Origin of the sequence: Streptomyces liliifuscus (genome assembly GCF_016598615.1) — a bacterium.
GTDB lineage: Bacteria > Actinomycetota > Actinomycetes > Streptomycetales > Streptomycetaceae > Streptomyces > Streptomyces liliifuscus.
This window is the reverse complement of the sequence record NZ_CP066831.1, coordinates 1,613,622-1,636,734: the sequence shown is the minus strand read 5'-3', so window position 1 is coordinate 1,636,734 and position 23,113 is coordinate 1,613,622. Positions and strand designations below refer to the sequence as shown.

Here is a 23,113-nt window from a genome sequence, read left to right as displayed (position 1 = left end):
ATGAGGTGCGCTGACTGTTGGTTGTCGGCTGATGGTCGTCTGTGGCTGGGCGCGCAGTTCCCCGCGCCCCTTTGGGGCGCCTGTGCCGGGGCGGGATTTCTTGTCATCGGTCCGCGATCCTGGCCTCGGCCGCCTGCCATGCCCCTGTGGGGGTTCGTGGCTCGTAGCGGGTCAACTGCTGGGTGTGTGTCAGCAGTTCGCGCATGGAGGTGCGGTCGGCGACCAGGCCGTGGGTGCGGGCCTGTACGAGTACGTTGCCCAGGGCCGCCGCTTCCGCCGGGCCCGCCACCACCGGGAGGCCACAGGCGTCGGCGGTCAGTTGGCACAGCAGGGCGTTGCGGGTGCCGCCGCCGACGATGTGGACGACGTCGACCGGGTGGTCGGCCAGTTCCTGGGCCTGGGTGATGGCCCGGCGGTGGGCGAGGGCGAGCGAGTCGAGGATGCAGCGCGTGATCTCCGCGGGCGACTCGGGCACGGGCTGCCCCGAATCCCGGCAGGCGTCGGCGATCCGGGCCGGCATGCGACCGGGGGCCAGGAAGGCGGCGTCGCCCGCGTCCACGACGGACCGCAGCGCCGGTACCTCGGCGGCGGCCGACAGAAGGTCCCCCAGGTTGGGGTCCCCCCATTCCCGTACGCACTCCTGGAGGAGCCAGAGCCCCATGATGTTCCGCAGATAGCGGACCGTGCCGTCCAGGCCCAGCTCGTTGGTGAAGTTGGCCGCGCGGCTCGCCTCGGTGAGGACCGGGGCCTCCAGCTCCAGGCCCGCCAGGGACCAGGTGCCGGTGCAGATGTAGGCGAAGCGCTCGCCGCCCATGGCCGGCACCGCGGCCACCGCGGAGGCGGTGTCGTGCGAGCCGACCGTCGTCACCGGCACCGGACCGGCCAGCCCGGTCTCGTCCAGCACGCTCTGCCGGAGCAGCCCCGCGGGATCCCCGGGCCGCCGCAGGGGTGCGAACAGCCCCAGGTCGACACCGAGGCGCTCCGCGACGTCGTACGACCAGTCACGGGTCCGCGGGTCGATCAGCTGGGTCGTGGAGGCGTTGGTGAGTTCCGTGCCAAGCACGCCCGTGAGCCAGTACGCCAGCAGGTCGGGGATGAGCAACAGGCGGCTCGCGTGGGCGAGTTGGGACGACGAGCGGGCCGCCACCAGCTGGTACAGGGTGTTGAAGGGCGCGTACTGGAGCCCGGTCGACGCGTACAGCTCGGCGGCGGGCACGGTGGCCCACACCTTCTCCGCGACACCCTGGGTGCGGGTGTCGCGGTAGTGCACCGGGTTGCCGAGGAGCGCCCCGTCGGCGTCGAGCAGGCCGTAGTCCACGGCCCAGCTGTCGATGCCGACGGAGTCGACCTGCCCTGCCGCGCGCAGCCCGTCGAGGATGCCCGCGTACAGCGCGAGGATGTCCCAGCGCAGCCCTTCGGGCGTCCGCACAGGCCGGTTCGGGAAGCGGTGTGCCTCCGTCAGCTCCAGCGAGTCGGGGCCCACGCGGCCGACCATGACGCGCCCGCTGGACGCGCCGAGGTCGACCGCGGCGTACGACTTCACAGCCGCCTCCTGAGGTTCGCTGTCGCTTCCTGAGTCACGTTCGTCACCGGAGGAACGCGGCGGCGACACCGGCGTCGACCGGGACGTGCAGACCGGTGGTGTGCGTGAGGTCGCCGCCCGTCAGGGCGAAGACGGCGTTCGCGACGTGCTCGGGCAGCACCTCGCGCTTGAGGATGGTCCGCTGGGCGTAGAACTCGCCGAGCTTCTCCTCCTCGATGCCGTACGTGGCCGCGCGCTGAGCGCCCCAGCCGCCCGCGAAGATCCCGGAGCCGCGCACGACCCCGTCGGGGTTGATGCCGTTGACCCGGATCCCGTGCTCGCCCAACTCGGCGGCCAGCAACCGCACCTGGTGGGCCTGGTCGGCCTTGGTGGCCGAGTACGCGATGTTGTTCGGACCGGCGAAGACGGCGTTCTTGGACGCGATGTAGATGACGTCCCCGCCGAGCCCCTGCGCGATCATCACCCGGGCCGCTTCGCGGGACACGAGGAAGGAGCCGCGGGCCATGATGTCGTGCTGGAGGTCCCAGTCCTTCGCCGTGGTCTCCAGGAGCGGCTTGGAGATGGAGATACCGGCGTTGTTCACGACCAGGTCGACACCGCCGAAGGCGAGCACCGCCGCCTTGAATGCCTCGGCGATCTGCTCCTCGGAGGTCACGTCCACGGTGACGGCGAGGGCCTTGTCGGGCCCGCCGAGCGCGGTCGCGACCTCGGCCGCGTTCTCCGCGTTCAGGTCCGCGATCACGACACACGCGCCCTCGGCCACCAGCCGCTCGGCGATCGCCTTGCCGATACCGCTGCCCGCACCCGTCACCAGCGCCACCCGCGTGGCGAGCGGCTTGGCCTTCGGCATCCGCTGGAGCTTGGCCTCCTCAAGAGCCCAGTACTCGATGCGGAACTTCTCCGACTCCTCGATCGGCGCGTACGTCGAGACGGCCTCGGCCCCGCGCATCACGTTGATCGCGTTGACGTAGAACTCGCCGGCCACGCGCGCGGTCTGCTTGTCCTTGCCGAAGCTGAACATGCCGACCCCGGGAACGAGCACGATCGCCGGGTCGGCGCCGCGCATCGCGGGGGAGTCGGGCAGGGCATGCCGCTGGTAGTAGGCGGCGTACTCCTCGCGGTACTCGGTGTGCAGTTCCTTGAGCCGTGCGATCGCCTCGTCCGGTTCGGCGGTCGGCGGCAGATCGAGGACGAGCGGCCTGACCTTCGTACGGAGGAAGTGGTCCGGGCAGGAGGTGCCGAGCGCGGCGAGCCGCGGGTGCTCGGCGCTCGCGAGGAAGTCGAGCACGACCTCGGAGTCGGTGAAGTGGCCGACCTGCGGACGGTCCCGCGAGGCCAGCGACCGGATCACGGGCGCGAGGGCGGCTGCCCGCTCCCGGCGCTCGACGCCGCCGAGAGCCGCGTACCCCTCGACGACCGGCCCGAAGGGCTCGTCCTTCCCACGCTCGGCGAGGAACTCCTCGGCGGTACGGATGATGTGCAGCGAGTTCCGCTCGCACTCCTCGGCCGTGTCGCCCCAGGCGGTGATGCCGTGCCCGCCGAGGACACAGCCGACGGCCTGCGGATTCGCCTCCTTCACGGCGGCGATGTCCAGACCGAGCTGGAACCCGGGCCGACGCCACGGCACCCACACCACGCTGTCCCCGAAGCACTCGGCGGTCAGCTTCTCCCCGTCGGCCGCACAGGCGAGGGCGATCCCGGAGTCGGGATGCAGATGATCCACATGCGCCGCGTCCACCAGCCCGTGCATGGCCGTGTCGATCGACGGAGCCGCCCCACCCTTCCCGTGCAGGCAGTAGTCGAACGCGGCCACCATCTCGTCCTCGCGCTCGACCCCCGGATACACGTCCTTCAGCGCCAGCAGCCGATCGATCCGCAACACCGCGAGCCCGGATTCTGTGAGTGTCCCCAGGTCGCCCCCCGACCCCTTGACCCACATCAACTCCACATCACCCCCGGTCACAGGATCGGTGTCGATGCCCTTCGCGGACGTGTTCCCGCCCGCATAGTTCGTATTCCGCGGATCAGCGCCAAGCCGATTCGACCGACCCAACAGAGCAACGGCTTCGGAATGGGGTGCCATGTTCCTAGTCCTTAGAAGAGTGAGTACACGTATTGATGGGGAGCGTGGGGCGCCCGTTCAGACTCGGGGCAGGGGAACCGCCCCGTCTTTCAGGGGCGCGGGGAACTGCGCGACCAGCCACATGCGACCCGCGGCCTGCAACGACCCGCACCAGGCGGACGGAACCCAGGGATCACGCCCCCCACCCCGCCTGCTGCCCACCAACCCGCTCGGCAGCGATCTTCTCCGCCCACCCGGAGCGGCGATACGCCGCCATCGGGTCCGCGTCCAACCCCAGCTCCTCACGAACCTCGGCCACCAACGGCCGTACATCCGTGTTGTACGCGTCCATGACGACAGCGTTCGCAGCCAGCACATCCCCCGACCGCTGGGCGACAACAAGCGCCTCGCGGTCCACCAGGAGCGCCTTCGCCGTGGCCTCCTGCACATTCATCACGGAACGAATGATCGCCGGGATCTTTGCCTCGATGTTGTGGCACTGGTCGAGCATGAACGCCACATCCGGACTGAACCCACCCCCACGAATCACCTCGTACATGATCCGGAACAACTGGAACGGATCGGCTGCCCCGACCATCAGGTCGTCATCCGCGTAGAACCGCGAGTTGAAGTCGAACGCCCCGAGCTTCCCCTCGCGCAGCAGCGTCGCGACGATGAACTCGATGTTGGTCCCGGGAGCGTGGTGCCCGGTGTCGACGACGACCTGCGCCTTGGGCCCGAGCTTCAGACAGTGGGCGTACGCCGTGCCCCAGTCCGGCACGTCCGTCGTATAGAAGGCGGGCTCGAAGAACTTGTACTCCAGCAGCATCCGCTGGTCGTCGCCGAGCCGCTCGTACACCCGGGCGAGCCCCTCGGCGAGCCGGTCCTGCCGCTCACGGATGTCGTCCTGGCCGGGATAGTTCGTACCGTCCGCGAACCACAGCTTCAGGTCCTTCGAACCCGTGGCGTCCATGATGTCGACGCATTCGAGCAGGTGGTCGAGCGCCTTGCGGCGCACCGCCGCGTCCGGGTGGCAGATGCTGCCCAGCTTGTAGTCGTCGTCCTGGAAGGTGTTGGAGTTGATCGCGCCGAGCTTCAGGCCGCGCTCCTCGGCGTGCTTCGCCAGCGCCGCGTAGTCATCGACCCTGTCCCAGGGGATGTGCAGCGCCACGGTCGGCGCGGCGCCCGTGAACTCGTGCACCTTCGCGGCGTCGTCCAGCTTTTCGAAAGGATCGCGCGGGACTCCGGGCTGCGCGAACACCTTGAAGCGGGTTCCCGAGTTCCCGTACGCCCATGACGGCGTCTCTACTGCCTGGGTCTTGAGGGCGGCCTTCACCGCGGCAAGCTCGGTCACTTCAGGGCTCCTGTGACTTCGGTTGTGACATCGGGTCCGAACGGCTTCAGCGCGACTTCCGCACGACGTGCAGCGCAAGGGTCAGTCTGAAACGATTCAGAACGCTGAAGCTATGAGCAGCCCGAAAGGCTGTCAACCCCTCCGACGAATACGTCTCTCCGTGACTCGGTTGTGACCTTTGGCTATCGAAAATTTCGGCCGGTACCCATTGACGTGACCTGGGCTACATGCCTAACGTCCCGGCAACCTAGTTGAAACCTTTCACGACGTCGTGAGGCCGCATCGCCCGCGTCGTTGAGGAGCCCTCATGACCCACCGGTCCGACGCGGGTCCGGCCCCCGTGCTGGCACTCAAGGACATCTCGAAGTCCTTCGGTGCCGTACGCGCCCTGCGGGACGTGTCCCTCGAACTCTTCCCCGGCGAAGTGCACGCACTCGCCGGAGAGAACGGCGCGGGCAAGTCGACCCTCATCAAGACGCTCGCCGGCGTGCACCGACCGGACGCCGGTCAGGTGCTCCTGGACGGCGAGCCCACCGTCTTCCACGGCCCCGCCGACGCCCGGGACGCGGGTATCGCGGTGATCTACCAGGAGCCCACGCTCTTCCCCGACCTGTCGATCGCCGAGAACATCTTCATGGGCCGTCAGCCGCGGCGCGCGCTCGGCCGGATCGACCACAAGGCCACGCACGCGTCGACCCTGGCCCTGATGAAGCGCCTCGGCGTCGAGCTCGACCCCGACCGCCCGGCCCGCGGCCTGTCCATCGCCGACCAGCAGATCGTCGAGATCGCCAAGGCGCTCTCCTTCGACGCACGCGTCCTGATCATGGACGAGCCGACCGCCGCCCTCACCGGCAGCGAGGTGGCCCGTCTGTTCGGAGTCGTGCGCACCCTGCGCGACCAGGGCTCGGCCGTGCTGTTCATCTCGCACCGCCTGGAGGAGATCTTCCAGATCTGCCGGCAGGTGACGACCCTTCGCGACGGCGCCCTGATCTCCAGCGAGCCGATCGACGGCATGACCGAGGACGACCTCGTACGCCGTATGGTCGGCCGCGATCTCGACGAGCTCTACCCCAAGCAGGACGTCCGGGCGGGCGAAGTCGCCCTGAGCGTACGGAGGCTGACCCGCGAGGGCGTCTTCACCGATGTCTCCTTCGACGTCCGCCGCGGCGAGATCGTCGGCCTCGCCGGACTTGTCGGCGCCGGGCGTACGGAGGTCGCCCGGGCCGTCTTCGGCGTCGACCGCTGGGACGCCGGAGAGGTCGAGATCGACGGCAGGAAGCTGAGGAACGGGGCGCCCTCCACGGCCATGGCCGCCGGGCTCGCCCTCGTCCCCGAGGACCGGCGCGCCCAGGGCCTGGTGATGGACATGTCCATCGAGCGCAACATCGGCCTCACCGGACTGCGTACGACCGTCAGGGCGGGCCTGATGGACCCGCGCGCCGAGCGCAGCCGCTCCCTCGACTGGGCCGTCAAGCTCCAGGTCAAGTACGCCCGGATCGCCGACACCGTCAACACCCTGTCCGGCGGCAACCAGCAGAAGGTCGTCCTCGCCAAGTGGCTCGCCACCGGCCCGAAGGTACTGATCGTCGACGAGCCGACCCGCGGCATCGACGTCGGTACGAAGGCCGAAGTGCACCGGCTGCTCAGCCAGTTGGCCGCGGACGGAGTCGCCGTCCTGATGATCTCCTCCGACCTGCCCGAGATCCTCGGCATGGCCGACCGGGTCCTCGTGATGCACGAGGGCCGGCTCACCGCCGAGATCCCACGCTCCGACGCCACCGAGGAAACCGTGATGGCCGCAGCCACCGGGAGGGCCGCCGCGTGACGGTCACCGCTCCCAATCCCGCCCCCGCCGCCGAGGTGCCCAAGTCCAGTGGCACCCGGCTGGTGGACCGCGTGTTCAAGATGCGTGAACTCGCCATCCTGGCCGTCTTCCTGGTGATGATCGTCATCACTCAGATCGGCAACAGCGACTTCCTGTCCGAGCAGGGCATCAAGGACCTCCTGCTGAACGCGACCATCCTCGTACTGGTCGCCACCGGCCAGTCGCTGGTCGTCATCACCCGCAACGTCGACCTGTCGGTCGGCTCGACGCTCGGCATCAGCGCCTTCGCGGCGGGCACCTACCTCCAGGGAGGCGGCAACTCCGTTGTCGCCGTGGCCCTCGCGGTCCTGCTCGGCATCGGCTGCGGACTGGTCAACGGACTGCTCGTCAGTCTCGGCCAGGTGCCCGCGCTGGTCGTCACCCTCGGCACGCTCTACATCATCCGCGGCATCGACTCCATCTGGGTCGGCTCCCGGCAGATCACCGCGGCGGGCCTGCCCGACGGATTCATCGACTTCGGCTCCGGCGGCCTCTCCGCCGTGCCGTGGCTGGCGATGATCGCGCTGGCGGTGCTGATCGCGACGGCGTACTACCTCAAGCACTTCGGCAGCGGCCGCGAGCTGTACGCGCTCGGCTCCAACCCGGAGGCCGCCCGCCTCGCCGGCATCCCCGTACGCAAGCGGATCCTCGCCGCCTACACCTTCTGCGGAGCCCTCGCGGGACTCGCGGGCGCGCTGTACCTCGCCCGGTTCGGCAACGTCGACTCCGGCACCGGCAACGGCTACGAACTCACCGTCGTCAGCGCGGTCGTGGTCGGCGGCGTCGTCTTCACCGGCGGCTCCGGCAGCGTCTACGGGGCGGCCCTCGGCGCGCTCCTCCTGACCTCCATCAACAGCGTGCTGCCCGCCCTCGGCGTCAGCTCGGTCTGGGTGCTCGCCATCAACGGCATCCTGCTCATCCTCGCCATCGCGGTCGACCGGATCGTCGCCCTGCGCGTGGCGACCGCACTGAAGAAGAGGAACGCCCGCCATGGCTGACTCCGCTCTCGCGCGCGCCGTCCGCTGGGACACGGTTGTCGGCGCCCTCCTCATCGTCGTCCTGCTGCTGTCCTTCACCACCGTGGACGGCTTCGGCAACGCCCTCAACCTGTCGTTCCTGATCGGCAACACGCTGCCCATCGCGCTGATCGCCCTGCCGATGACCCTGCTCGTGGTGTCCGGCGAGATCGACCTCTCGGTGGCCTCCACGGCCGGGTTGTCCGGCGCGGTGATGGGCGCCCTGTGGAACCAGGGCATGACGATCGAGACGATCATCCCGATCTGCCTGCTCCTCGGCGTGGTGTGCGGGCTGATCAACGGTCTGCTGGTGACACGGCTCGGACTGCCGTCCCTGGCCGTCACCATCGGTACCCTCGCCGCCTACCGGGGCATCGCGCAGATCGTCCTCGGCTCGGACGCGGTGACCGACTTCCCCACCCAGTACCTGGACTTCGCGTCCGGACGCATCGGCGACACCTTCGTCCCGTACGCGTTCCTGCCCTTCCTCGTGCTGCTCGCGATCGCCGTGGTCGCGCTGCACGCCACGCCGTTCGGGCGCTCGCTGTTCGCGATCGGTGCCAGTGAGGAGGCCGCGCGGTTCGCCGGCATCCGCGTCAAGCGGCAGAAGCTGATCCTGTTCACCCTGACCGGGCTCATGGCCTCGCTGACCGGCATCTTCTGGGCACTGCACTACGCCAGCGCCCGCTACGACAACGCCACAGGTCTCGAACTCTCCGTGGTGGCGGCGGTGCTGCTGGGCGGGATCGACTTCGACGGCGGCAAGGGCACGCTCGGCGGCGCGATCGCCGGGGTGTTTCTGCTCGGGGCGCTCCAGAACGTCATGAGTCTGCAGGACGTTTCGGCCCAGTCGCAGATCGTCGTCACCGGTGTGCTGCTGGTGCTGTCCGTGCTTGGACCGCGGGTCGCACGGCAGATCTCCATCGCCAGGGCGCAAAGGCTGACGTTGTAGCGCCGTTCCAAGGCTGCGGGCCGCACGTGGCTGGTCGCGCAGTTCCCCGCGCCCCTCACGGGGCGCACCGTACTCACCCCAGTAAAGGATCCCGCCATGCGCAAGTCATCCCTCCGTCGGGCCTGTGCGGCCCTGGCCGCCGTCACCTCTCTCGCCCTGGCGGCGACCGCCTGCGGTGGCGGCACCTCCAAGGACGATGTCAAGGAAGAGGGGGCCTCGAACGCCGCGGCCGGCAAGGCCGACCCGAACGCGGCCACCAAGAAGGGGCTGACCGTCGGCTTCCTGCCCAAGGCGGTCAACAACCCGTACTTCACCACCGCGGACAAGGGCGGCGAGAAGGCCCTCACCGAGCTGGGCTCGAAGTACAAGGAGGTCGGCACCAGCAGCGCCACGGACACCTCGGGCCAGGTGAGCTACGTCAACACGCTCACCCAGCAGCAGGTCGACGCGATGGCCGTCTCGGCGCAGGACCCGGGCGCCCTGTGCACCGCGCTCAAGCAGGCCATGAAGAACGGGGTCAAGGTCGTCACGTACGACTCCGACACCAAGGCCGACTGCCGCAACGCCTTCGTCTCGCAGGCCAGCGCCGAGGCCCTCGGCCGTACCGAGGTCCAGCTCCTCGCCGAACAGATCGGCTACAAGGGCGAGATCGCGATCCTGTCCGCCGCGCAGACCGCGACGAACCAGAACACCTGGATCGAGTTCATGAAGGACGAGCTCAAGGACCCCAAGTACAAGGACATGAAGCTGGTCAAGGTCGCGTACGGCAACGACGACGCCCAGCAGTCCTTCCAGCAGACGCAGGGCCTGCTCCAGGAGAACCCGAAGCTGGCCGGGATCATCTCCCCGACCACCGTCGGCATCAAGGCGGCCGCCCAGTACCTGTCCGGCTCGAAGTACAAGGGCAAGGTCAAGCTCACCGGCCTCGGCACCCCGAACGACATGCGCAAGTACGTGAAGAACGGCACCGTCGAGGCCTTCGAGCTGTGGGACCCGGCGAAGCTCGGCGAACTGGCCGCGCGTACTGCCGTCGCGCTGGCGTCCGGTCAGATCACCGGCAAGGAGGGCGAGACCTTCAAGGCCGGCGACATGGGCACCTTCACCATCGGCAAGGACGGCGTGATCGACCTCGGCAAGCCGACCGTCTTCGACAAGAAGAACATCGACCAGTTCGACTTCTGATCACCCGTCCCCCCACCGGGAGTTGCCCTTCATGCAGCGCGTCTGTTTCCTGCTCAAGGTCCGCGAGGACCGGCTCGACGAGTACCGCGAGCGGCATGCCGCCGTGTGGCCCGAGATGCTCGAAGCGCTCTCGGCCACCGGCTGGCACAACTACTCGCTCTTCCTTCGCGAGGACGGCCTGCTGGTCGGCTACTTGGAGACTGAGGACTTCGCGGCCGCGCAGGCAGGCATGGAGGCCGCCGAGGTCAACGCCCGTTGGCAGGCCGAGATGGCGCCGTTCTTCGAATCGCTGGACGGCGCCAGGCCCGACGAGGCCATGAAACCCCTCACCGAGGTGTTTCACCTCGCCTGATCCACCGTGCTCCTCCCCGCTCACCCGGCTCACTCAGGTCACCCAACTCACCCCGCTCTTCCCCTCGCTCGTTCTCCTCGTCCCGCAGCCCAGGAGCCCCGAACATGAAGAGACGCACCCTGCTGGCGACCGCCCTGCTCGGCAGCGTGGCGGCCCCCGGCATCGCCGGTACCGCCCGGGCCGCCGACCCCGGTCCCTCGGTCACCCGGACCGGCAACACCACGCTCGACGGCCAGGCCATCTTCTTCGTCTCCTACGACGGCCTCGTCAACAACAACTCGTTCCAGAAGAACGGCCTGCTGACCTACAAGGGCTACCAGTACGCCGTCTGGTACACCGCCGACCGCAACGCCGTCGTCGGCCGCCGTGTGCTCGGCGGGAGCACCTGGTCCACCGTCAAGGTCGGCCACACCCTGCGGTACAACGACTCGCACAACGTCATCTCGATGGGCGTCTCCAAGGTCGACGGCCGCCTCCACCTCAACATGGACTCCCACAGCGACGGCTTCACCTACGTGAAGTCGGTGGCCGGGCTGATGGACAACCCCGCCGGGCTGAGCTGGACCGCGAGCCGCTTCGGGGCACCGCAGTCCACCCTCGACGGGCTCGCCCTCACCTCGCAGTTCACGTACCCGCAGTTCATCTCCACTCCCGACGGAAAGCTCCAGCTGAGCTACCGGGTCGCGGTCTCCGGCAACGGCCGCAACGCCCTCGCCGAGTACGACGGGACGTCCTGGACCAGCCTCGGCGAGTGGACCAGCTCCACCGGCACGTACACCAGCGAGCACGGCTCCAGCACCGTCCGGAACATGTACCTGCACGGTATCGACTACGACAGGAACGGCCGGCTGCACTCCTTCTTCACCTGGCGCGAGCAGAACGGCGCCGTGATGTGCAACGGCGGCGGCATCACCAACCACGACACGGGCTATGTCTACTCGGACGACCGCGGCCGCACCTGGCGCAACAACGCGGGCACGGTGGTCGGCACCACCGGCGGCTCCGACAAGGTCGCCGTCACCGACAGCGGACTGGTGATCGACGCGATCAACCCGGACCACTCCCTGATGAACCAGGAGAGCCAGTTCACCGACTCGGCGGGCCGTCCGCACGCGATCATCAGCTACGTACCGGGCCGCTTCGGCCAGTGCACCACCAACTACGTCGCCGACCGGACGGCGAACGGCCGCGCCTTCCACGTCCGCAAGACATCCACCGGCACCTGGCGCAAGACCGAGATACCGGTCCCCCTGAACTCCAGCCAGCGCACCAAGCTGATCCTGGACAAGTACGACAACGCGTACGCCGTCCTGCCCTTCGGACGGATCGCCGCCGCGTCGGCCGCCTCCGGGCACACGGACTGGACGACACTGTTCGACGGCAGCGGCCTCAACGCCTTCGGTGAGGTCGTGGTCGACGAGACCCGGATCGCCCAGGACGGCGTGCTGTCGGTCCTCTACCAGGTGAAGTCCAGCGGTACGACGCCCTCGGCGCTCCATGTCGTCGACTTCAAGCTGCCCGCATGACGGAGTCCGTTCCAGGTGGGCGCGCGGGTAATGTGACTGCGTGCCCACCACTCCCAGTTCCCCGGAGGTAACCGCCTGATGGCCCAGTCGGTGGGTATCAAGGACGTCGCACGAGTCGCCGGAGTCTCCGTCGGCACGGTCTCGAACGTCATCAACCGCCCGGACACGGTCGCCTCCGAGACCCGTGCCCGTGTGCTCTCCGCCATCGACCGGCTCGGTTACGTCCGCAGCGAGTCGGCCCGGCAGCTGCGCGCCGGTCGCAGCCGGATCATGGGCCTCCTCGTCCTGGACATGGGCAACCCCTTCTTCGTGGACGTGGCCCGCGGCGCCGAGCGGGCCGCGCGCGAGGCCGGGCTCGGCGTGATGGTCTGCAACACCGCGCAGAGCGCCGCCGAGGAGGCCGACTATCTGTCGCTCTTCGCCGAGCAGCGCGTCCGGGGCGTTCTGCTGACCCCCGCCGACGCGACCGGGCGCAACATAGAGGCGTTCCGCCGCCACGGCATCCCCTTCGTGCTCGTCGACCGCGTCGCCGAGGGCACCACCGAGTGCTCGGTGTCGGTCGACGACGTGGCGGGCGGCGCACTCGCCGTACGGCATCTGATCGACGCGGGCCACCGCTCCATCGCGTATGTGAGCGGGCCGCCCGGCCTGAACCAGGTCAGGGACCGCCGTACGGGCGCCCTGAACGCGCTGGCCGAGGCGGGGCTCGGCCCGGAGTGCCTGCGCGAGCTGCCCACCGAGCGGCTCGACGTGGCCGCGGGCCGCGACGCGGGCGCCCGCCTCCTCGGCCTCGGCGACCGCCCGACCGCCGTGTTCTGCGCCAACGACCTGCTCGCCCTCGGCGTTCTGCAGGCCATGTTCGCGGCCGGTGTCAGCGTCCCGGACGACCTCGCGATCGTCGGCTACGACGACATCGAGTTCGCTGCCGCCGCGGCCGTCCCGCTGACGTCCGTACGGCAGCCCGCCGTGACCATGGGCGCGCTCGCCGCCTCGCTCCTCCTGGAGGAGACCGAGGCCGAGACCGCACCCACCCCGCACGAGCACCAGCGGGTGGTGCTCCAGCCGGAGCTGGTGGTGCGGCGCTCCAGCCTCCCGCCGCGCTGAGCGGTCGTTCAGTACGTTTGTGCCGACCGGCCTGATCGGCCGGTCAGTACGACTTTCTTGATCCCCGGGCTCGGTTCCCCGGAGAACTTGTGCTGAACTGGGTCGCGGTCAGGAATCCGTCCGTCTCGGGAGCCCCTTTTGAGCGCCAGTTACCGTCAGCCCGGTGTCGTCCTCAGCGACCGCCGTTTCACCGTGCCCCTCGATCACGACAACCCCGCCGGGGAGACGATCGAGCTGTACGCCCGTGAAGTGGTCGGCAGCGACAAGACGGACCGGGAACTGCCCTGGCTGGTGTACCTCCAGGGTGGCCCCGGCTTCGGGGCGAATCGTTTCGTCGGTAAGCAGGCCTGGCTCGGCCGAGCCCTGGAGGACTACCGCGTCCTGCTGCTCGACCAGCGCGGCACCGGCAGCTCCACGCCCGCCAACCGGCAGACCCTCCCGCTGCGCGGCGGCCCCCGCGAACAGGCCGACTACCTCGCGCTCTTCCGCGCCGACTCCATCGTCCGCGACTGCGAGGCGATCCGCCCGGCCGTCACCGGCGGCGCCCCCTGGGCCGTTCTCGGCCAGAGCTTCGGCGGCTTCTGCGCGACCCACTACCTCTCCACCGCGCCGGAGGGCCTCAGCACCGCCCTGATCACCGGCGGCCTGCCCACCCTCGACGGCCACGCCGACGACGTCTACCGGGCCGCCTACCCGCGCATCGAGCGCAAGGTCGCCGCCCACTACGCGCGTTACCCCCAGGACGTCGAGCGGGCCCGGCGCATCGCCGAGCACCTGCTGCGGCACGAGCCCGTCCTGAACGGCGGCTACCGCCTCACCGTCGAGGCCTTCCAGTCCCTCGGCATCCTCCTCGGCGGCAGCGAGGGCAGCCACCGCCTGCACTACCTCCTGGAGAACGCCTTCGTCCGCACCGCCCAGGGCCCGGCCCTCTCCGACGCCTTCCAGGAGGACGTCCAGTCCCTCCTGTCGTACGCAGGCCACCCGCTGTACGCACTGGTCCACGAGGCCTGCTACGCCCAGGGGGAGCGCCCCACCGCCTGGTCCGCCGAGCGGGTCCGCGCCGACTTCCCGCAGTTCGACGCGGCCAAGACCCTCGCGGGCGACGGCCCGGTCCTCTTCACCGGCGAGTCCGTCCACCCCTGGACCTTCGACTGCGACCCGGCCCTGCGCCCCCTCCGCGAAACGGCCGACCTCCTCGCCGAACGCACCGACTGGCCCTCGCTGTACGACGCCGACCGCCTCGCCGCCAACGAGGTCCCCGTCGCAGCGGCCGTCTACCACGACGACATGTACGTCGACACCGACCACGCCCTGAGCACGGCCCGTACGATCCGCGGCCTGCGCACCTACGTGACGAACGAGTTCGAGCACGACGGCGTCCGTGCGGGCGGCCCACGAGTCCTGGACCGCCTGATCGAACTGGCACGAGACGAGGCCTGACGCAGGCGCGCCTTGTCATGTGAGGGGGCGCGACCAGCCACATGCGGCCCGCGGACTTCCAACGACGTGGTCACTTAAACGCATAACCTACGACTATGACCGAGCCGACGAACAACCAGCTCAAGCCCATGCCCGAGGACTGGACGCGCGCGCTTGCCGTCGTCGCCCACCCCGACGACCTGGAATACGGCTGCTCCGCGGCGATCGCGTCGTGGACGGACGGCGGCCGCGAGATCGCCTACGTCCTCGCGACGCGAGGCGAGGCCGGGATCGACACCATGGAGCCGGCGAAGTGCGGCCCGCTGCGCGAGCAGGAGCAGCGGGCCAGCGCCGCCGTCGTGGGCGTCACCGAGGTGGAGTTCCTGGACCACAAGGACGGCGTCGTCGAGTACGGCACCGCCCTGAGGCGGGACATCGCGGCCGCGATCCGCAGGCACCGCCCCGAGTTGGTGATCACCCTCAACCACCGCGACACCTGGGGCGGGGTCGCCTGGAACACACCCGACCATGTCGCCGTGGGCCGGGCCACCCTGGACGCGGCCGGGGACGCCGGCAACCGCTGGATCTTCCCGGAGCCGGGCCTGGAGCCCTGGAACGGAGTGCGCTGGGTCGCCGTGGCGGGCTCCAGCACCCCCACGCACGCCGTGGACGCGACCCCGGGCATGGAGCGCGCGGTGCTCTCCCTGCTCGAACACCGCACCTACATCGAGGTGTTGACGGACGAGGACCCCGAGACGTACGTACGCTCCTTCCTCACCGGCTACGCACAGACCACCGGCGAACGCTTCGGCGGGAAGCCCGCGGTCGCCTTCGAGCTCTTCAGCCGATGAGTGAGGACGAGCGGCGGACGAAGACGGCCATGGGGGAGGATCTGGCCCTGGCCTTCGAGACCCACCGCGGCCGGCTCAGGTCCGTGGCCTACCGGATGCTCGGCTCGCTCAGCGAGGCCGACGACGCCGTCCAGGAGACCTGGCTCAGGCTCAGCCGCTCGGACATCTCCGAGGTGAGGAGTCTGGCCGCGTGGTTGACGACGGTGGTCGGCCGGATCTGCCTGGACATGCTGCGCTCGCGCACCTCACGACGCGAGGAGTCCCTCGACACCCACGTCCCGGACCCGGTGATCGACCGGCTCGACCGGATCGAACGGATCGACAGGGCCGACCGGCTCGATCCCGAGGAAGAGGTCGTGCGGGCGGACTCGGTCGGGATCGCACTGCTCATCGTCCTGGAGACCCTCGATCCCGCCGAACGCCTCGCGTTCGTCCTGCACGACATGTTCGCGGTGCCGTTCGACGACATCGCGCCGATCGTGGACCGCACTCCGGCCGCCACGCGTCAACTCGCCAGCCGTGCCAGGCGGCGGGTGCAGGGGGCGGCCCCGGTGCCCGACCCCGACCTGTCGAGGCAGCGGACGGTCCTCGACGCGTTCCTCGCCGCCTCGCGCGGCGGCGACTTCGAGGCTCTCGTCGCGGTGCTCCACCCGGAGGTGGTGCTGCGTGCCGACTCGGGTGCCCTCGTCGGAGGCACGGCGGCGTCGAAGCTGGTCCGCGGTGCCAAGGCGGTGGCCGAACAGGCGCTGCTGTTCCGGCAGTTCGCCGAGTACGCCAGGCCCGCCCTCGTCAATGGCGGGGTGGGGGTCGTCACGGCGCCCGACGGGCAGCCGCTGTCGGTCACCGCGCTCACGGTGGTGGACGGGAGGATCGTCGCCATGGACATCCTGTCGGACCCGGAGCGGCTCGCGGGCCTGGAGTTCGGAGGCGTACTGACGTGAGGCCGCTGTCGCGTTCAGGCGGCCACCGGCTCGCGCATCGTGCGCAGCGGGCCCACGATCCGTCCGTCCGGCAGGAGTTCGCCGGTGTCGTCGAAGACGATGGTGCCGTTGCACAGCAGGTTCCAGCCCTGTTCCGGATGGGCGGACACGATGACCGCGTCGTGGTGGTCGGAGCTGTCGGCGGTGGGGCACGTGGGCCAGTGGGTGCACATGACATCTCTCCGGGGTCTGTGAAGGGGCTCTTTCCTCCGTGATAGCGGAGTTTGTTTTCAGCTGTATTAGAGACGCCTCCGGCGCCGAAAACTCATCGGTGAGTTCGTTGCCCGCAAGGGAGTTGGATGTCCGGGAGGGGACTGGATGTCCGGGAGGCCGAACGGTCTCCCGGCCTCCGGTGATCGGTAAGCAGTTCGCGCTGCGTAGGGTGGGGACATGCAAGATGAAACCGGCACCGCGGCACCCGCCCCCACCGAACTGAAGGCGGACTGCACCCAGTGCTTCGGGCTGTGCTGTGTGGCGCTGCCCTTCTCCGCATCGGCGGACTTCGCGATCGACAAGGCGGCCGGAACCCCCTGCCGGAACCTCCGTACGGACAACCGCTGCGGCATCCACACGGAGCTGCGGCAGCGCGGCTTCAACGGCTGCACGGTCTACGACTGCTTCGGCGCGGGCCAGAAGGTCTCGCAGGTCACCTTCCAGGGCGCGGACTGGCGCTCGGGCTCCGGGGAGCGGGCCCGGCTCATGTTCGACGTGTTCCCGGTCGTACGCCGGCTCCACGAGCTTCTCCGGTACCTCACCGAGGCGTTGGACCTGCCCGCCGCCCGCCCGATCCACCCCGAACTGCGACGAGAGCTCGACAGGACCGAGGCGCTCACCCGCCGGGCCCCGGAAGAGCTCGCCGAGCTGGACGTGTCGTCGATCCGCCAGGACGTCAACGTCCTGCTGCTGCGCGCGAGCGAGCTGGCGCGTGCCGGCCTCGGCCGGGGCAGGAAGAAGGAGCGCCGGGGCGCCGACCTCATGGGCGCCCGGCTCAAGGGCGCCGACCTGAGAGGCGCCAACCTCCGCGGCGCGTACCTGATCGCCGCCGACCTGACGGGCGCCGATCTGCGGAGCGCGGACCTGATCGGCGCAGACCTGCGCGACACCGATCTCACGGACGCCGACCTGACCGACGCGCTCTTCCTCACCCAGCCGCAGGTCAACGCGGCGAAGGGCAGTCCCGGTACCAGGCTTCCGGCGTCAGTCACCCGCCCCGGTCACTGGACACCGTGAAGCCGAGGTCGTCTCGGACACGGCCGGGATCTCCGGCCGCGCGGGAGCCGCGGGGGAGCGGCGGTCGAGATGGAGCGTCAGCCCCTCCGGCATCAGTGTGAGCCGCTCGGCCACCCGCAGCCGGTACGCCGGATCCGGCCGCAGCTCGTAGCGGCGCAGCAGCAGCCCCAGCACCAGCGTCGCCTCGTGCAGCGCGAACTGCCGTCCGATGCACGCCCGCGCACCGGTGCCGAACGGCTTGAACGTGTGCGCGGCCCGGGCCCGTACGGCACCCGGCTCGAAGCGGTCGGGATCGAAGCCCTCCGTGTCCGCGCCCCACACCTCGGGGTCGCGGTGCAGCAGCGGGATCAGGACCAGGGCCCACGCGCCCCGACGCATTGGATGGACACCGCCGAGGACCGTGTCCTCCTTGGCCTCGCGCGCGTACGCGGGCGCCGTCGGCCACAGACGCAGCGACTCGTCGAGCACCCGCCGTACGTACCGGAGCCTGGCGACCTGGTCGTAGGCGGGTTGTGGTGTGTCGCCCCAGACGCGGTCGACCTCCGCGCGGGCGCGGGCGGCGATGTCGGGGTGCTGCGCGAGGTAGTGCAGGGCGAAGGAGAGCGCGCCTGACGTGGTCTCGTGGCCCGCGATCAGGAAGGTGATGACCTGGCGGCGGATGTTCTCCGGCGTGAGGCGCTCGCCCGTCTCGGGATGTGCCGTGTCCAGCATCCGGTCCAGCAGGTCGCCTTCCCCGGCGGGCCCGTTGATGCGGGCCTCGACCACGTCGTCGACCGTGCGGTTGAGGTACGCCACGTCGGTGTCGTTGCGGCGGGTGGCGGAGCGCATCAGCACCGGGGCCAACGGCACGGGGACGACGTTGAGCCGCTGCGCGTACATCAGGGCGCCCACCATGGCCGTGACGAAGGGGTGCGGCCGGGTGCGTTCGAACGAGCCGAAGTCGTGGCCGAAGCCGGTGCGGGCGATCGTCTCCAGCGTCAGCTTGGTCATGTCGCCGGGCACGTCGACGGCCCGGCCCGCCGCCCGCTCGCCGTCCCAGCGGTCCGTCAGCCGGCCCGTCACCTCCAGCATCATCGCGTGGTAGCTCTCCATCGCGTCGCGGCTGAAGCCGGGCGCCAGCACGTCGTGCGCCAGCTGCCAGTTGGGCTCGTGGTTGTACGCGGTGAACAGGCCGTCCCCGGCGACCGGCCGGAGGTTGGCGACCCCCAGCCCCACGTGCTTGGCGAACCGCGACTCGTCCGCCATCTCGCCCGAGAGCCTCGCGCCCCACACGAAGACGATCTCCTTGCCGAACCCCTTGCGCCGGAAGATCGGCCCGAGCTGCCGTCCGACACGCAGCGAATCCTGCAACGGGGTGCGGAGGTTGACGCCGACGACGTCACCGACCAACGGCACGCGGTGCGGCGGACGCGGGATGCGATGCAGCTCGGGCCAGCCCAGCTCGGCACTGCGGAACCCCTTCGGCAGCGCGTTCCTCGTCGTCCCCGCCATCACGCCATCTCCCTTGTGCCGAGCGCCGGTTGGGCTTGTTGTACGCGGATTCAATAGCGGCTCCCAGTGTGATCCCGCTGTTGAACCGACGTCAAGTAAGGTGCGGACATGGCCGCCAACGAGGGGGAGCGCACACGCCGTCGGCTCAGCACCGAGGAGCGCCGTGAGCAGCTGCTCTCGGTCGGGGCGCGGCTGTTCTCGGAGAGTCCGTACGAGGACGTGTGGATCGAGCAGGTCGCCGAACTCGCGGGCGTCTCACGCGGGTTGCTGTACCACTACTTCCCGACCAAGCGGGACTTCTTCGCGGCCGTCGTGGAGCGCGAGAGCAAGCGGATGCTGCGGGTCACCGCCGCCGTGCCCGGTGTGCCGGTGCGTGAACAGATCGACGCCGGACTCGACACCTTCCTGGAGTACGTCCAGGCGCACGCGCACGGCTTCCGGGCCTTCCATCGCGCCGAGGCGGCGGGGGACCAGGCCGTGCGCAGGGTGTACCGCGAGACGCTCGCCGCCCAGCAGCGGCAGATCCTGGAGGCGCTCGCGGCGGACCCGGAGACCGCCTGGACCGAGGAGGACCTGCCGGCGCTGCGGATCGCCGTGCGGGGCTGGCTCGCCTTCATGGCGGCGGCCTGTCTGGAGTGGCTCAAGGAGCCCGGCCTGTCCCGGGATCAGGTGCGCGACCTGTGCGCACGGGCGCTGTTGGGTGCCATCACTCCGTGAATTCCCCGTCACCAAGGTGTGACGACCGGTTCCGCGTGGTTGGCGTACACCCCGATCTTCGATAGGTTAGGCAAGGCTTACCTAAGGGAGGTTTGGGATGGGTGACCGTCACAGCTGGACGGCCGCGCCGGCCACGGCACAGCGTGCCCGGTCCGTGCTCGCCGCGGCATGGTCCTGCGCGGTGACCGCGGAGGGCGGTCGGGAGGAGTTCATCGGCGTACACACCGTCGCCGAGGACGGCCGGGTGCTGCTGCACCTGCCGGACGACAGCACGCTGGCCGCGGCCGCGATCTGCGCGCCGCGCGGAGAGCCGTCCGCCGTCCTGGAGTTCGCCGACGTGGCGCCCGTCCCCGTACGGCACCGGATCCGCGCCAGGCTCTGGATGGCCGGCTGGTTCGCGCCCGAGGAAGGGCACTTGGCGTTCCACACCACGCGCGCCGTGCTCCGCGAGCCCGGCGGGGCGGTCGTCGTCGACCTCGACGAGTTCGCCATCGCCGAACCCGACCCGCTGGCCCTCGCGGAGGCGCAGCTGCTGACGCACCTCGCCGACGCCCACCCGGACGCGGTCGAGCGGCTGACCCGCCTCGTCGAACCGGACAGCCTGCACGGTGCCGTGCGCGTACAGCCGCTCGCCGTCGACCGGCACGGACTGACGCTGCGCATCGAGCGTGCGCGCGGGCACGGCGACGTACGGCTGCCCTTCCACCGGCCCGCCGACGACGTCGGACAGCTCACCGAGCGCATGCACGTCCTGCTCACACAGGCGAGCAGCGCGAGCTGCCCGCGCGCGCTGCAGCGACAGCGCACGGAGGGTGACGGATGAGGTGAACACTCCGGCCGCGGGCCGGAGCCGCTTTCACCACTCGCCGTCCACGACGGGCTTGCCCGGCGCGTCTCCCAGCGGCTTGACCTGCTGGGGCGACGGCGGCTGCCACGGCGTGTGGTCGTCGCCGAGCCAGTCGCCGACCGGCTTGACGTCGCCGAGCGTGTCCGTGGGATCGAGGTCCGCGGCGTCCTGGTCGTAGTAGTCGAACCAGGGCAGTCCGGCCCGGGTGTAGGCCGCGCGGTCGACGGGCGACGCCGGGGGTGCCTCGCCCGTGATGCGGCGCCACTCGGGCGGCGTCACGAGGTGCACGAAGACCCGGCCGGCCGCAGTGGTCGCCCAGTCCGACAACGGACGGTCGTCCTTGTAGACCTCCTGGCGCATCGAACCGCCGACGCCGAGACCCATCGCCGCCGCGGCCCGCGGCGCACCGCCCGCAGGCGCCGGAGCCGGAGCACCCCACTGGGGCGCGGAACCGGGCGCCATGGGCATCGCCGCGCCGTAACCGGCCGCCTCGGCGCTCCTGCGGCGCTGCTCGGCCGCCTCGGCCAGCCGGCGCTGCTCCTCACGCCAGGCGTGCAGTGCGGTGTCGTTCAGCGGGAACGACTGCAGCTGTACGCCGCCCCACACCTCCTCGCCGGTGACCTGGCCCTCGACCGTGGCACCGAGACCGAGCGGCACCGCCACGAACTGACGGACCGTGCCCTTCCCGGAGTTGATGCCGTCGAGCCACGGCTGACGGGGCAGGACCACGTAGTTCTGCGGCTTCCGCGCCGGCCGGGGACTCCACGGCTTGCCGGAGACCGCGCACACCTTTCCGACGCCCACCTGGAGAGCGGCCGGTTCCGACGTACCGCCGAAGCTCAGCCACATCGCCTCGCGCAGATACACCGGCAGCATCACCCCGCCACGCGCCAGCCACTCGGCGGGCACCGTCTCCGGGTAGTCCTCCACGCGCCGCAGCGGGAACTCGCCGAGCCCCGGGGGCAGGGGGTGCGTACCCGTCTCGGGCAGGCGCAGGGTGCGGATGAACCGGACCTGCACACCGCCCGCCAGCCGCAGTGAGTTCCCGTCGATCCGCACGGTGCCGTCGGCCATCCGTAACTCCCTCTGTCGTCATACAGATATGTCGTTCCGCGATCGCCGTGCGCGTACGTCCCTCGTCGGGAGGGACGTACACGCACGGCGCTCAACTCGTCACGTAGTACGACGTGAGGGGGCGTTACGGTTCCGCCGGGCGGAGCGCAGCCGTCGGCGCAGGCGGTCCAGGCGCGGCATGCGCTCGCGCTGTTCCTGCGTGCAGCGGTCCAGTTCCTCCAGGAGCCGGCGCGAGCGGTGCTCCATGTCGAGTTCGTCGAGTATCCGTGTGACCTCGGTGAGGACGGCCCCGTGCAACTGCCACTGCCGGGCGTCCCGCTGGACCTCCTCCAGGAGAAGCTGGGCCAGCTTTTCGCGGGTGGCGGTCGCGGCCACGAGCTCGGAGGCGAGCCGGGACTCCGCCGACTCTGCGCTGTGACTGACATCGGTGGTGACGAGGACGGCGAAGCTGACCACGGCGTCGCCGACCTCCGCCAGCAACTGCTCCAGGGTCGCCCCGATCTCCGCCTCGAACAACGGCTCGGGCGCCCGCTCCTTGGCGAGGTCCGTGAGGGTGCGCGCGAGCACCCGCAGGACCACCGTGCAGATCTCCAGCGTGTCGAGGCCGGTGCGCAGCACGACCCGGTGCAGCAGTCCCTCCCGTACACGCGGATTGAGCCGCAGGCTGTCCTCGGCCTGTTTGAGGGCCGCGTCCACCTCGACGATGTCGTGGTCCAGCTCCCGTGCCTCGTGGAGCCGCGCCGCCGCGACCGCCACCGGAGGGCGGCCGGCGGCCTCCTCGCCCACGCGCAGCAGCAACTGCCGCATCCGGCGCGCCAGATCCTCGATGGACTCGCCCGCCGCGCCGACCCACACCGGGGGAGCGAACAGCAGATTGCAGCCGAGCCCCACCAGAGCGCCGATCAGCGTCTCCAGGATCCGCGCCCAGGCCGTGTCGCCGACCCGGGTGACGCCGAGGACCAGCATGGCGCTGATCGCCACCTCGGGCACGAACTCGCTCACCCGCACCAGGTGCCCGACGGCCAGCGAGGCAAGGATGAGCAGCCCGAGACTCCACCAGGTCAGCCCCACGAGCGCGCTGAAGACGATGGCGACGAGGACGCCCGCCACCACGGCGTTGACGCGGCGTATGCCGGTCGTGAGGGTGGCGTAGAGCGTGACCTGGACGACGAGGAGCGCGGTCAGGGGAGCGGTGAGAGGAGCGGCCTCGGGACTGAACCGCAGCGCCACGACGTACGCGATCGTCGCGGCGGCCGCGGAACGGACCGTCTGGACGAACACCGGCTCCTGGCGCCACTTCGCGACCCGGGCCCTGCCCGCGGCCCACGCCTCACGTACATCTCGCATCCTTGGGCACTTCCCGTTCCACAGCCGCACCGAACTCGTCCAGACGGCGCAGCTCACCCGAGACGACGGCAAGGAGGCACAGGCCGAGCGGCCAGTCTGACACGGCCGGGAACGCGTTGAACACGGCCGTTCGTGCCCCACTCGGCGGCCTTCCCTGAGGAAAACCACAGGTGTGCCCACACGGCTGACCTCAGAGGAAAGC

General features: G+C 70.2%; 20 protein-coding genes. 13 read left to right on the top strand and 7 right to left on the bottom strand.

Annotated elements, in window-relative coordinates:
* Positions 1 to 103: 103 nt before the first annotated feature.
* The 3 genes from JEQ17_RS07070 to rhaI all read right to left on the bottom strand — a co-directional run bounded on the left by JEQ17_RS07070 (position 104) and on the right by rhaI (position 4,959).
* A complete protein-coding gene (locus JEQ17_RS07070) occupies positions 104 to 1,543 on the bottom strand; it encodes a rhamnulokinase (RefSeq protein ID WP_200394403.1) in 1,440 nt (479 codons plus the stop codon).
* Between the two features lie 43 nt (positions 1,544 to 1,586).
* Entirely contained in the window at positions 1,587 to 3,626 is a 2,040-nt protein-coding gene (locus tag JEQ17_RS07065; protein WP_200394402.1) for a bifunctional aldolase/short-chain dehydrogenase, read from the bottom strand.
* A 172-nt stretch (positions 3,627 to 3,798) separates the two neighbouring features.
* Complete coding sequence (gene rhaI / locus JEQ17_RS07060) at positions 3,799 to 4,959, bottom strand: L-rhamnose isomerase (RefSeq protein WP_200394401.1); 1,161 nt, start codon at positions 4,957 to 4,959, stop codon at positions 3,799 to 3,801.
* Positions 4,960 to 5,266: 307 nt separating this feature from the next.
* Between rhaI and JEQ17_RS07055 the strand changes: the two genes are divergently transcribed.
* The 10 genes from JEQ17_RS07055 (at position 5,267) to sigJ (ending at position 16,166) form a co-directional block, all read left to right on the top strand.
* Complete coding sequence (locus JEQ17_RS07055) at positions 5,267 to 6,784, top strand: sugar ABC transporter ATP-binding protein (RefSeq protein ID WP_200394400.1); 1,518 nt, start codon at positions 5,267 to 5,269, stop codon at positions 6,782 to 6,784.
* On the top strand, positions 6,781 to 7,821 hold the full coding sequence (locus JEQ17_RS07050; protein ID WP_200394399.1) for an ABC transporter permease: 1,041 nt from the start codon (positions 6,781 to 6,783) through the stop codon (positions 7,819 to 7,821). Before JEQ17_RS07055 ends, JEQ17_RS07050 begins: the two co-directional genes overlap by 4 nt.
* Positions 7,814 to 8,791, top strand: a complete 978-nt coding sequence (locus tag JEQ17_RS07045) for an ABC transporter permease (protein ID WP_200394398.1) — start codon at positions 7,814 to 7,816, stop codon at positions 8,789 to 8,791. The genes JEQ17_RS07050 and JEQ17_RS07045 overlap by 8 nt, the downstream gene beginning before the upstream one ends.
* A 96-nt stretch (positions 8,792 to 8,887) precedes the next feature.
* Positions 8,888 to 9,973: a rhamnose ABC transporter substrate-binding protein gene (rhaS, locus tag JEQ17_RS07040; RefSeq protein WP_200394397.1), complete on the top strand. Its 1,086-nt coding sequence runs from the start codon at positions 8,888 to 8,890 to the stop codon at positions 9,971 to 9,973.
* 31 nt (positions 9,974 to 10,004) lie between these two features.
* On the top strand, positions 10,005 to 10,325 hold the full coding sequence (locus tag JEQ17_RS07035) for an L-rhamnose mutarotase (protein WP_189844217.1): 321 nt from the start codon (positions 10,005 to 10,007) through the stop codon (positions 10,323 to 10,325).
* Positions 10,326 to 10,429: 104 nt separating this feature from the next.
* Positions 10,430 to 11,851, top strand: coding sequence for a BNR repeat-containing protein (locus JEQ17_RS07030; RefSeq protein WP_200394396.1), 1,422 nt, complete (start codon positions 10,430 to 10,432; stop codon positions 11,849 to 11,851).
* Positions 11,852 to 11,929: 78 nt separating this feature from the next.
* A complete protein-coding gene (locus JEQ17_RS07025) occupies positions 11,930 to 12,955 on the top strand; it encodes a LacI family DNA-binding transcriptional regulator (protein WP_200394395.1) in 1,026 nt (341 codons plus the stop codon).
* Between the two features lie 138 nt (positions 12,956 to 13,093).
* Positions 13,094 to 14,395, top strand: a complete 1,302-nt coding sequence (locus tag JEQ17_RS07020) for an alpha/beta fold hydrolase (protein WP_200394394.1) — start codon at positions 13,094 to 13,096, stop codon at positions 14,393 to 14,395.
* A 95-nt stretch (positions 14,396 to 14,490) separates the two neighbouring features.
* On the top strand, positions 14,491 to 15,225 hold the full coding sequence (locus JEQ17_RS07015) for a PIG-L deacetylase family protein (RefSeq protein WP_200394393.1): 735 nt from the start codon (positions 14,491 to 14,493) through the stop codon (positions 15,223 to 15,225).
* Positions 15,222 to 16,166 carry an RNA polymerase sigma factor SigJ gene (gene sigJ / locus JEQ17_RS07010; RefSeq protein WP_234048110.1) on the top strand — a complete coding sequence of 315 codons (945 nt, stop codon included), beginning with the start codon at positions 15,222 to 15,224 and terminating at the stop codon, positions 16,164 to 16,166. The genes JEQ17_RS07015 and sigJ overlap by 4 nt, the downstream gene beginning before the upstream one ends.
* Before the next feature lie 14 nt (positions 16,167 to 16,180).
* On the opposite strand, the gene JEQ17_RS07005 is transcribed toward sigJ, so the two are convergent.
* Positions 16,181 to 16,378, bottom strand: coding sequence for a DUF5999 family protein (locus JEQ17_RS07005; protein ID WP_200394392.1), 198 nt, complete (start codon positions 16,376 to 16,378; stop codon positions 16,181 to 16,183).
* Between the two features lie 217 nt (positions 16,379 to 16,595).
* Here JEQ17_RS07005 and JEQ17_RS07000 point away from each other — a divergent pair, with 217 nt between their 5' ends.
* Positions 16,596 to 17,435 (top strand): pentapeptide repeat-containing protein, encoded by an 840-nt coding sequence (locus JEQ17_RS07000; protein ID WP_200394391.1) that lies wholly within the window; start codon positions 16,596 to 16,598, stop codon positions 17,433 to 17,435.
* Here the strand turns inward: JEQ17_RS07000 and JEQ17_RS06995 are convergent.
* Positions 17,403 to 18,926 carry a cytochrome P450 gene (locus tag JEQ17_RS06995; protein ID WP_200394390.1) on the bottom strand — a complete coding sequence of 508 codons (1,524 nt, stop codon included), beginning with the start codon at positions 18,924 to 18,926 and terminating at the stop codon, positions 17,403 to 17,405. The two genes, JEQ17_RS07000 and JEQ17_RS06995, sit on opposite strands and share 33 nt — an antisense overlap.
* 108 nt (positions 18,927 to 19,034) lie before the next feature.
* Here JEQ17_RS06995 and JEQ17_RS06990 point away from each other — a divergent pair, with 108 nt between their 5' ends.
* Positions 19,035 to 19,643 carry a TetR/AcrR family transcriptional regulator gene (locus JEQ17_RS06990; RefSeq protein WP_200394389.1) on the top strand — a complete coding sequence of 203 codons (609 nt, stop codon included), beginning with the start codon at positions 19,035 to 19,037 and terminating at the stop codon, positions 19,641 to 19,643.
* Positions 19,644 to 19,740: 97 nt separating this feature from the next.
* Positions 19,741 to 20,466, top strand: coding sequence for a DUF2470 domain-containing protein (locus JEQ17_RS06985; RefSeq protein WP_200394388.1), 726 nt, complete (start codon positions 19,741 to 19,743; stop codon positions 20,464 to 20,466).
* A gap of 33 nt (positions 20,467 to 20,499) precedes the next feature.
* Here the strand turns inward: JEQ17_RS06985 and JEQ17_RS06980 are convergent, their stop codons facing one another.
* Entirely contained in the window at positions 20,500 to 21,564 is a 1,065-nt protein-coding gene (locus tag JEQ17_RS06980) for a hypothetical protein (protein ID WP_200394387.1), read from the bottom strand.
* A 99-nt stretch (positions 21,565 to 21,663) separates the two neighbouring features.
* Positions 21,664 to 22,911, bottom strand: a complete 1,248-nt coding sequence (locus JEQ17_RS06975) for an FUSC family protein (RefSeq protein WP_200394386.1) — start codon at positions 22,909 to 22,911, stop codon at positions 21,664 to 21,666.
* Positions 22,912 to 23,113 lie beyond the last annotated feature (202 nt).

Excerpts from the sequence above, each read along its gene's own strand:
- JEQ17_RS06975 (WP_200394386.1), bottom strand. The coding sequence starts at position 22,911 with ATGCGAGATGTACGTGAGGCGTGGGCCGCGGGCAGGGCCCGGGTCGCG.
- JEQ17_RS06990 (WP_200394389.1), top strand. The coding sequence starts at position 19,035 with ATGGCCGCCAACGAGGGGGAGCGCACACGCCGTCGGCTCAGCACCGAG.
- JEQ17_RS07025 (WP_200394395.1), top strand. The coding sequence starts at position 11,930 with ATGGCCCAGTCGGTGGGTATCAAGGACGTCGCACGAGTCGCCGGAGTC.
- JEQ17_RS07045 (WP_200394398.1), top strand. The coding sequence starts at position 7,814 with ATGGCTGACTCCGCTCTCGCGCGCGCCGTCCGCTGGGACACGGTTGTC.
- JEQ17_RS07035 (WP_189844217.1), top strand. The coding sequence starts at position 10,005 with ATGCAGCGCGTCTGTTTCCTGCTCAAGGTCCGCGAGGACCGGCTCGAC.
- JEQ17_RS07000 (WP_200394391.1), top strand. The coding sequence starts at position 16,596 with ATGCAAGATGAAACCGGCACCGCGGCACCCGCCCCCACCGAACTGAAG.
- JEQ17_RS07005 (WP_200394392.1), bottom strand. The coding sequence starts at position 16,378 with ATGTGCACCCACTGGCCCACGTGCCCCACCGCCGACAGCTCCGACCAC.
- JEQ17_RS07015 (WP_200394393.1), top strand. The coding sequence starts at position 14,491 with ATGACCGAGCCGACGAACAACCAGCTCAAGCCCATGCCCGAGGACTGG.
- JEQ17_RS07030 (WP_200394396.1), top strand. The coding sequence starts at position 10,430 with ATGAAGAGACGCACCCTGCTGGCGACCGCCCTGCTCGGCAGCGTGGCG.
- JEQ17_RS06995 (WP_200394390.1), bottom strand. The coding sequence starts at position 18,926 with ATGGCGGGGACGACGAGGAACGCGCTGCCGAAGGGGTTCCGCAGTGCC.
- JEQ17_RS06985 (WP_200394388.1), top strand. The coding sequence starts at position 19,741 with ATGGGTGACCGTCACAGCTGGACGGCCGCGCCGGCCACGGCACAGCGT.
- JEQ17_RS07065 (WP_200394402.1), bottom strand. The coding sequence starts at position 3,626 with ATGGCACCCCATTCCGAAGCCGTTGCTCTGTTGGGTCGGTCGAATCGG.
- sigJ (WP_234048110.1), top strand. The coding sequence starts at position 15,222 with ATGAGTGAGGACGAGCGGCGGACGAAGACGGCCATGGGGGAGGATCTG.
- JEQ17_RS06980 (WP_200394387.1), bottom strand. The coding sequence starts at position 21,564 with ATGGCCGACGGCACCGTGCGGATCGACGGGAACTCACTGCGGCTGGCG.
- JEQ17_RS07055 (WP_200394400.1), top strand. The coding sequence starts at position 5,267 with ATGACCCACCGGTCCGACGCGGGTCCGGCCCCCGTGCTGGCACTCAAG.
- rhaS (WP_200394397.1), top strand. The coding sequence starts at position 8,888 with ATGCGCAAGTCATCCCTCCGTCGGGCCTGTGCGGCCCTGGCCGCCGTC.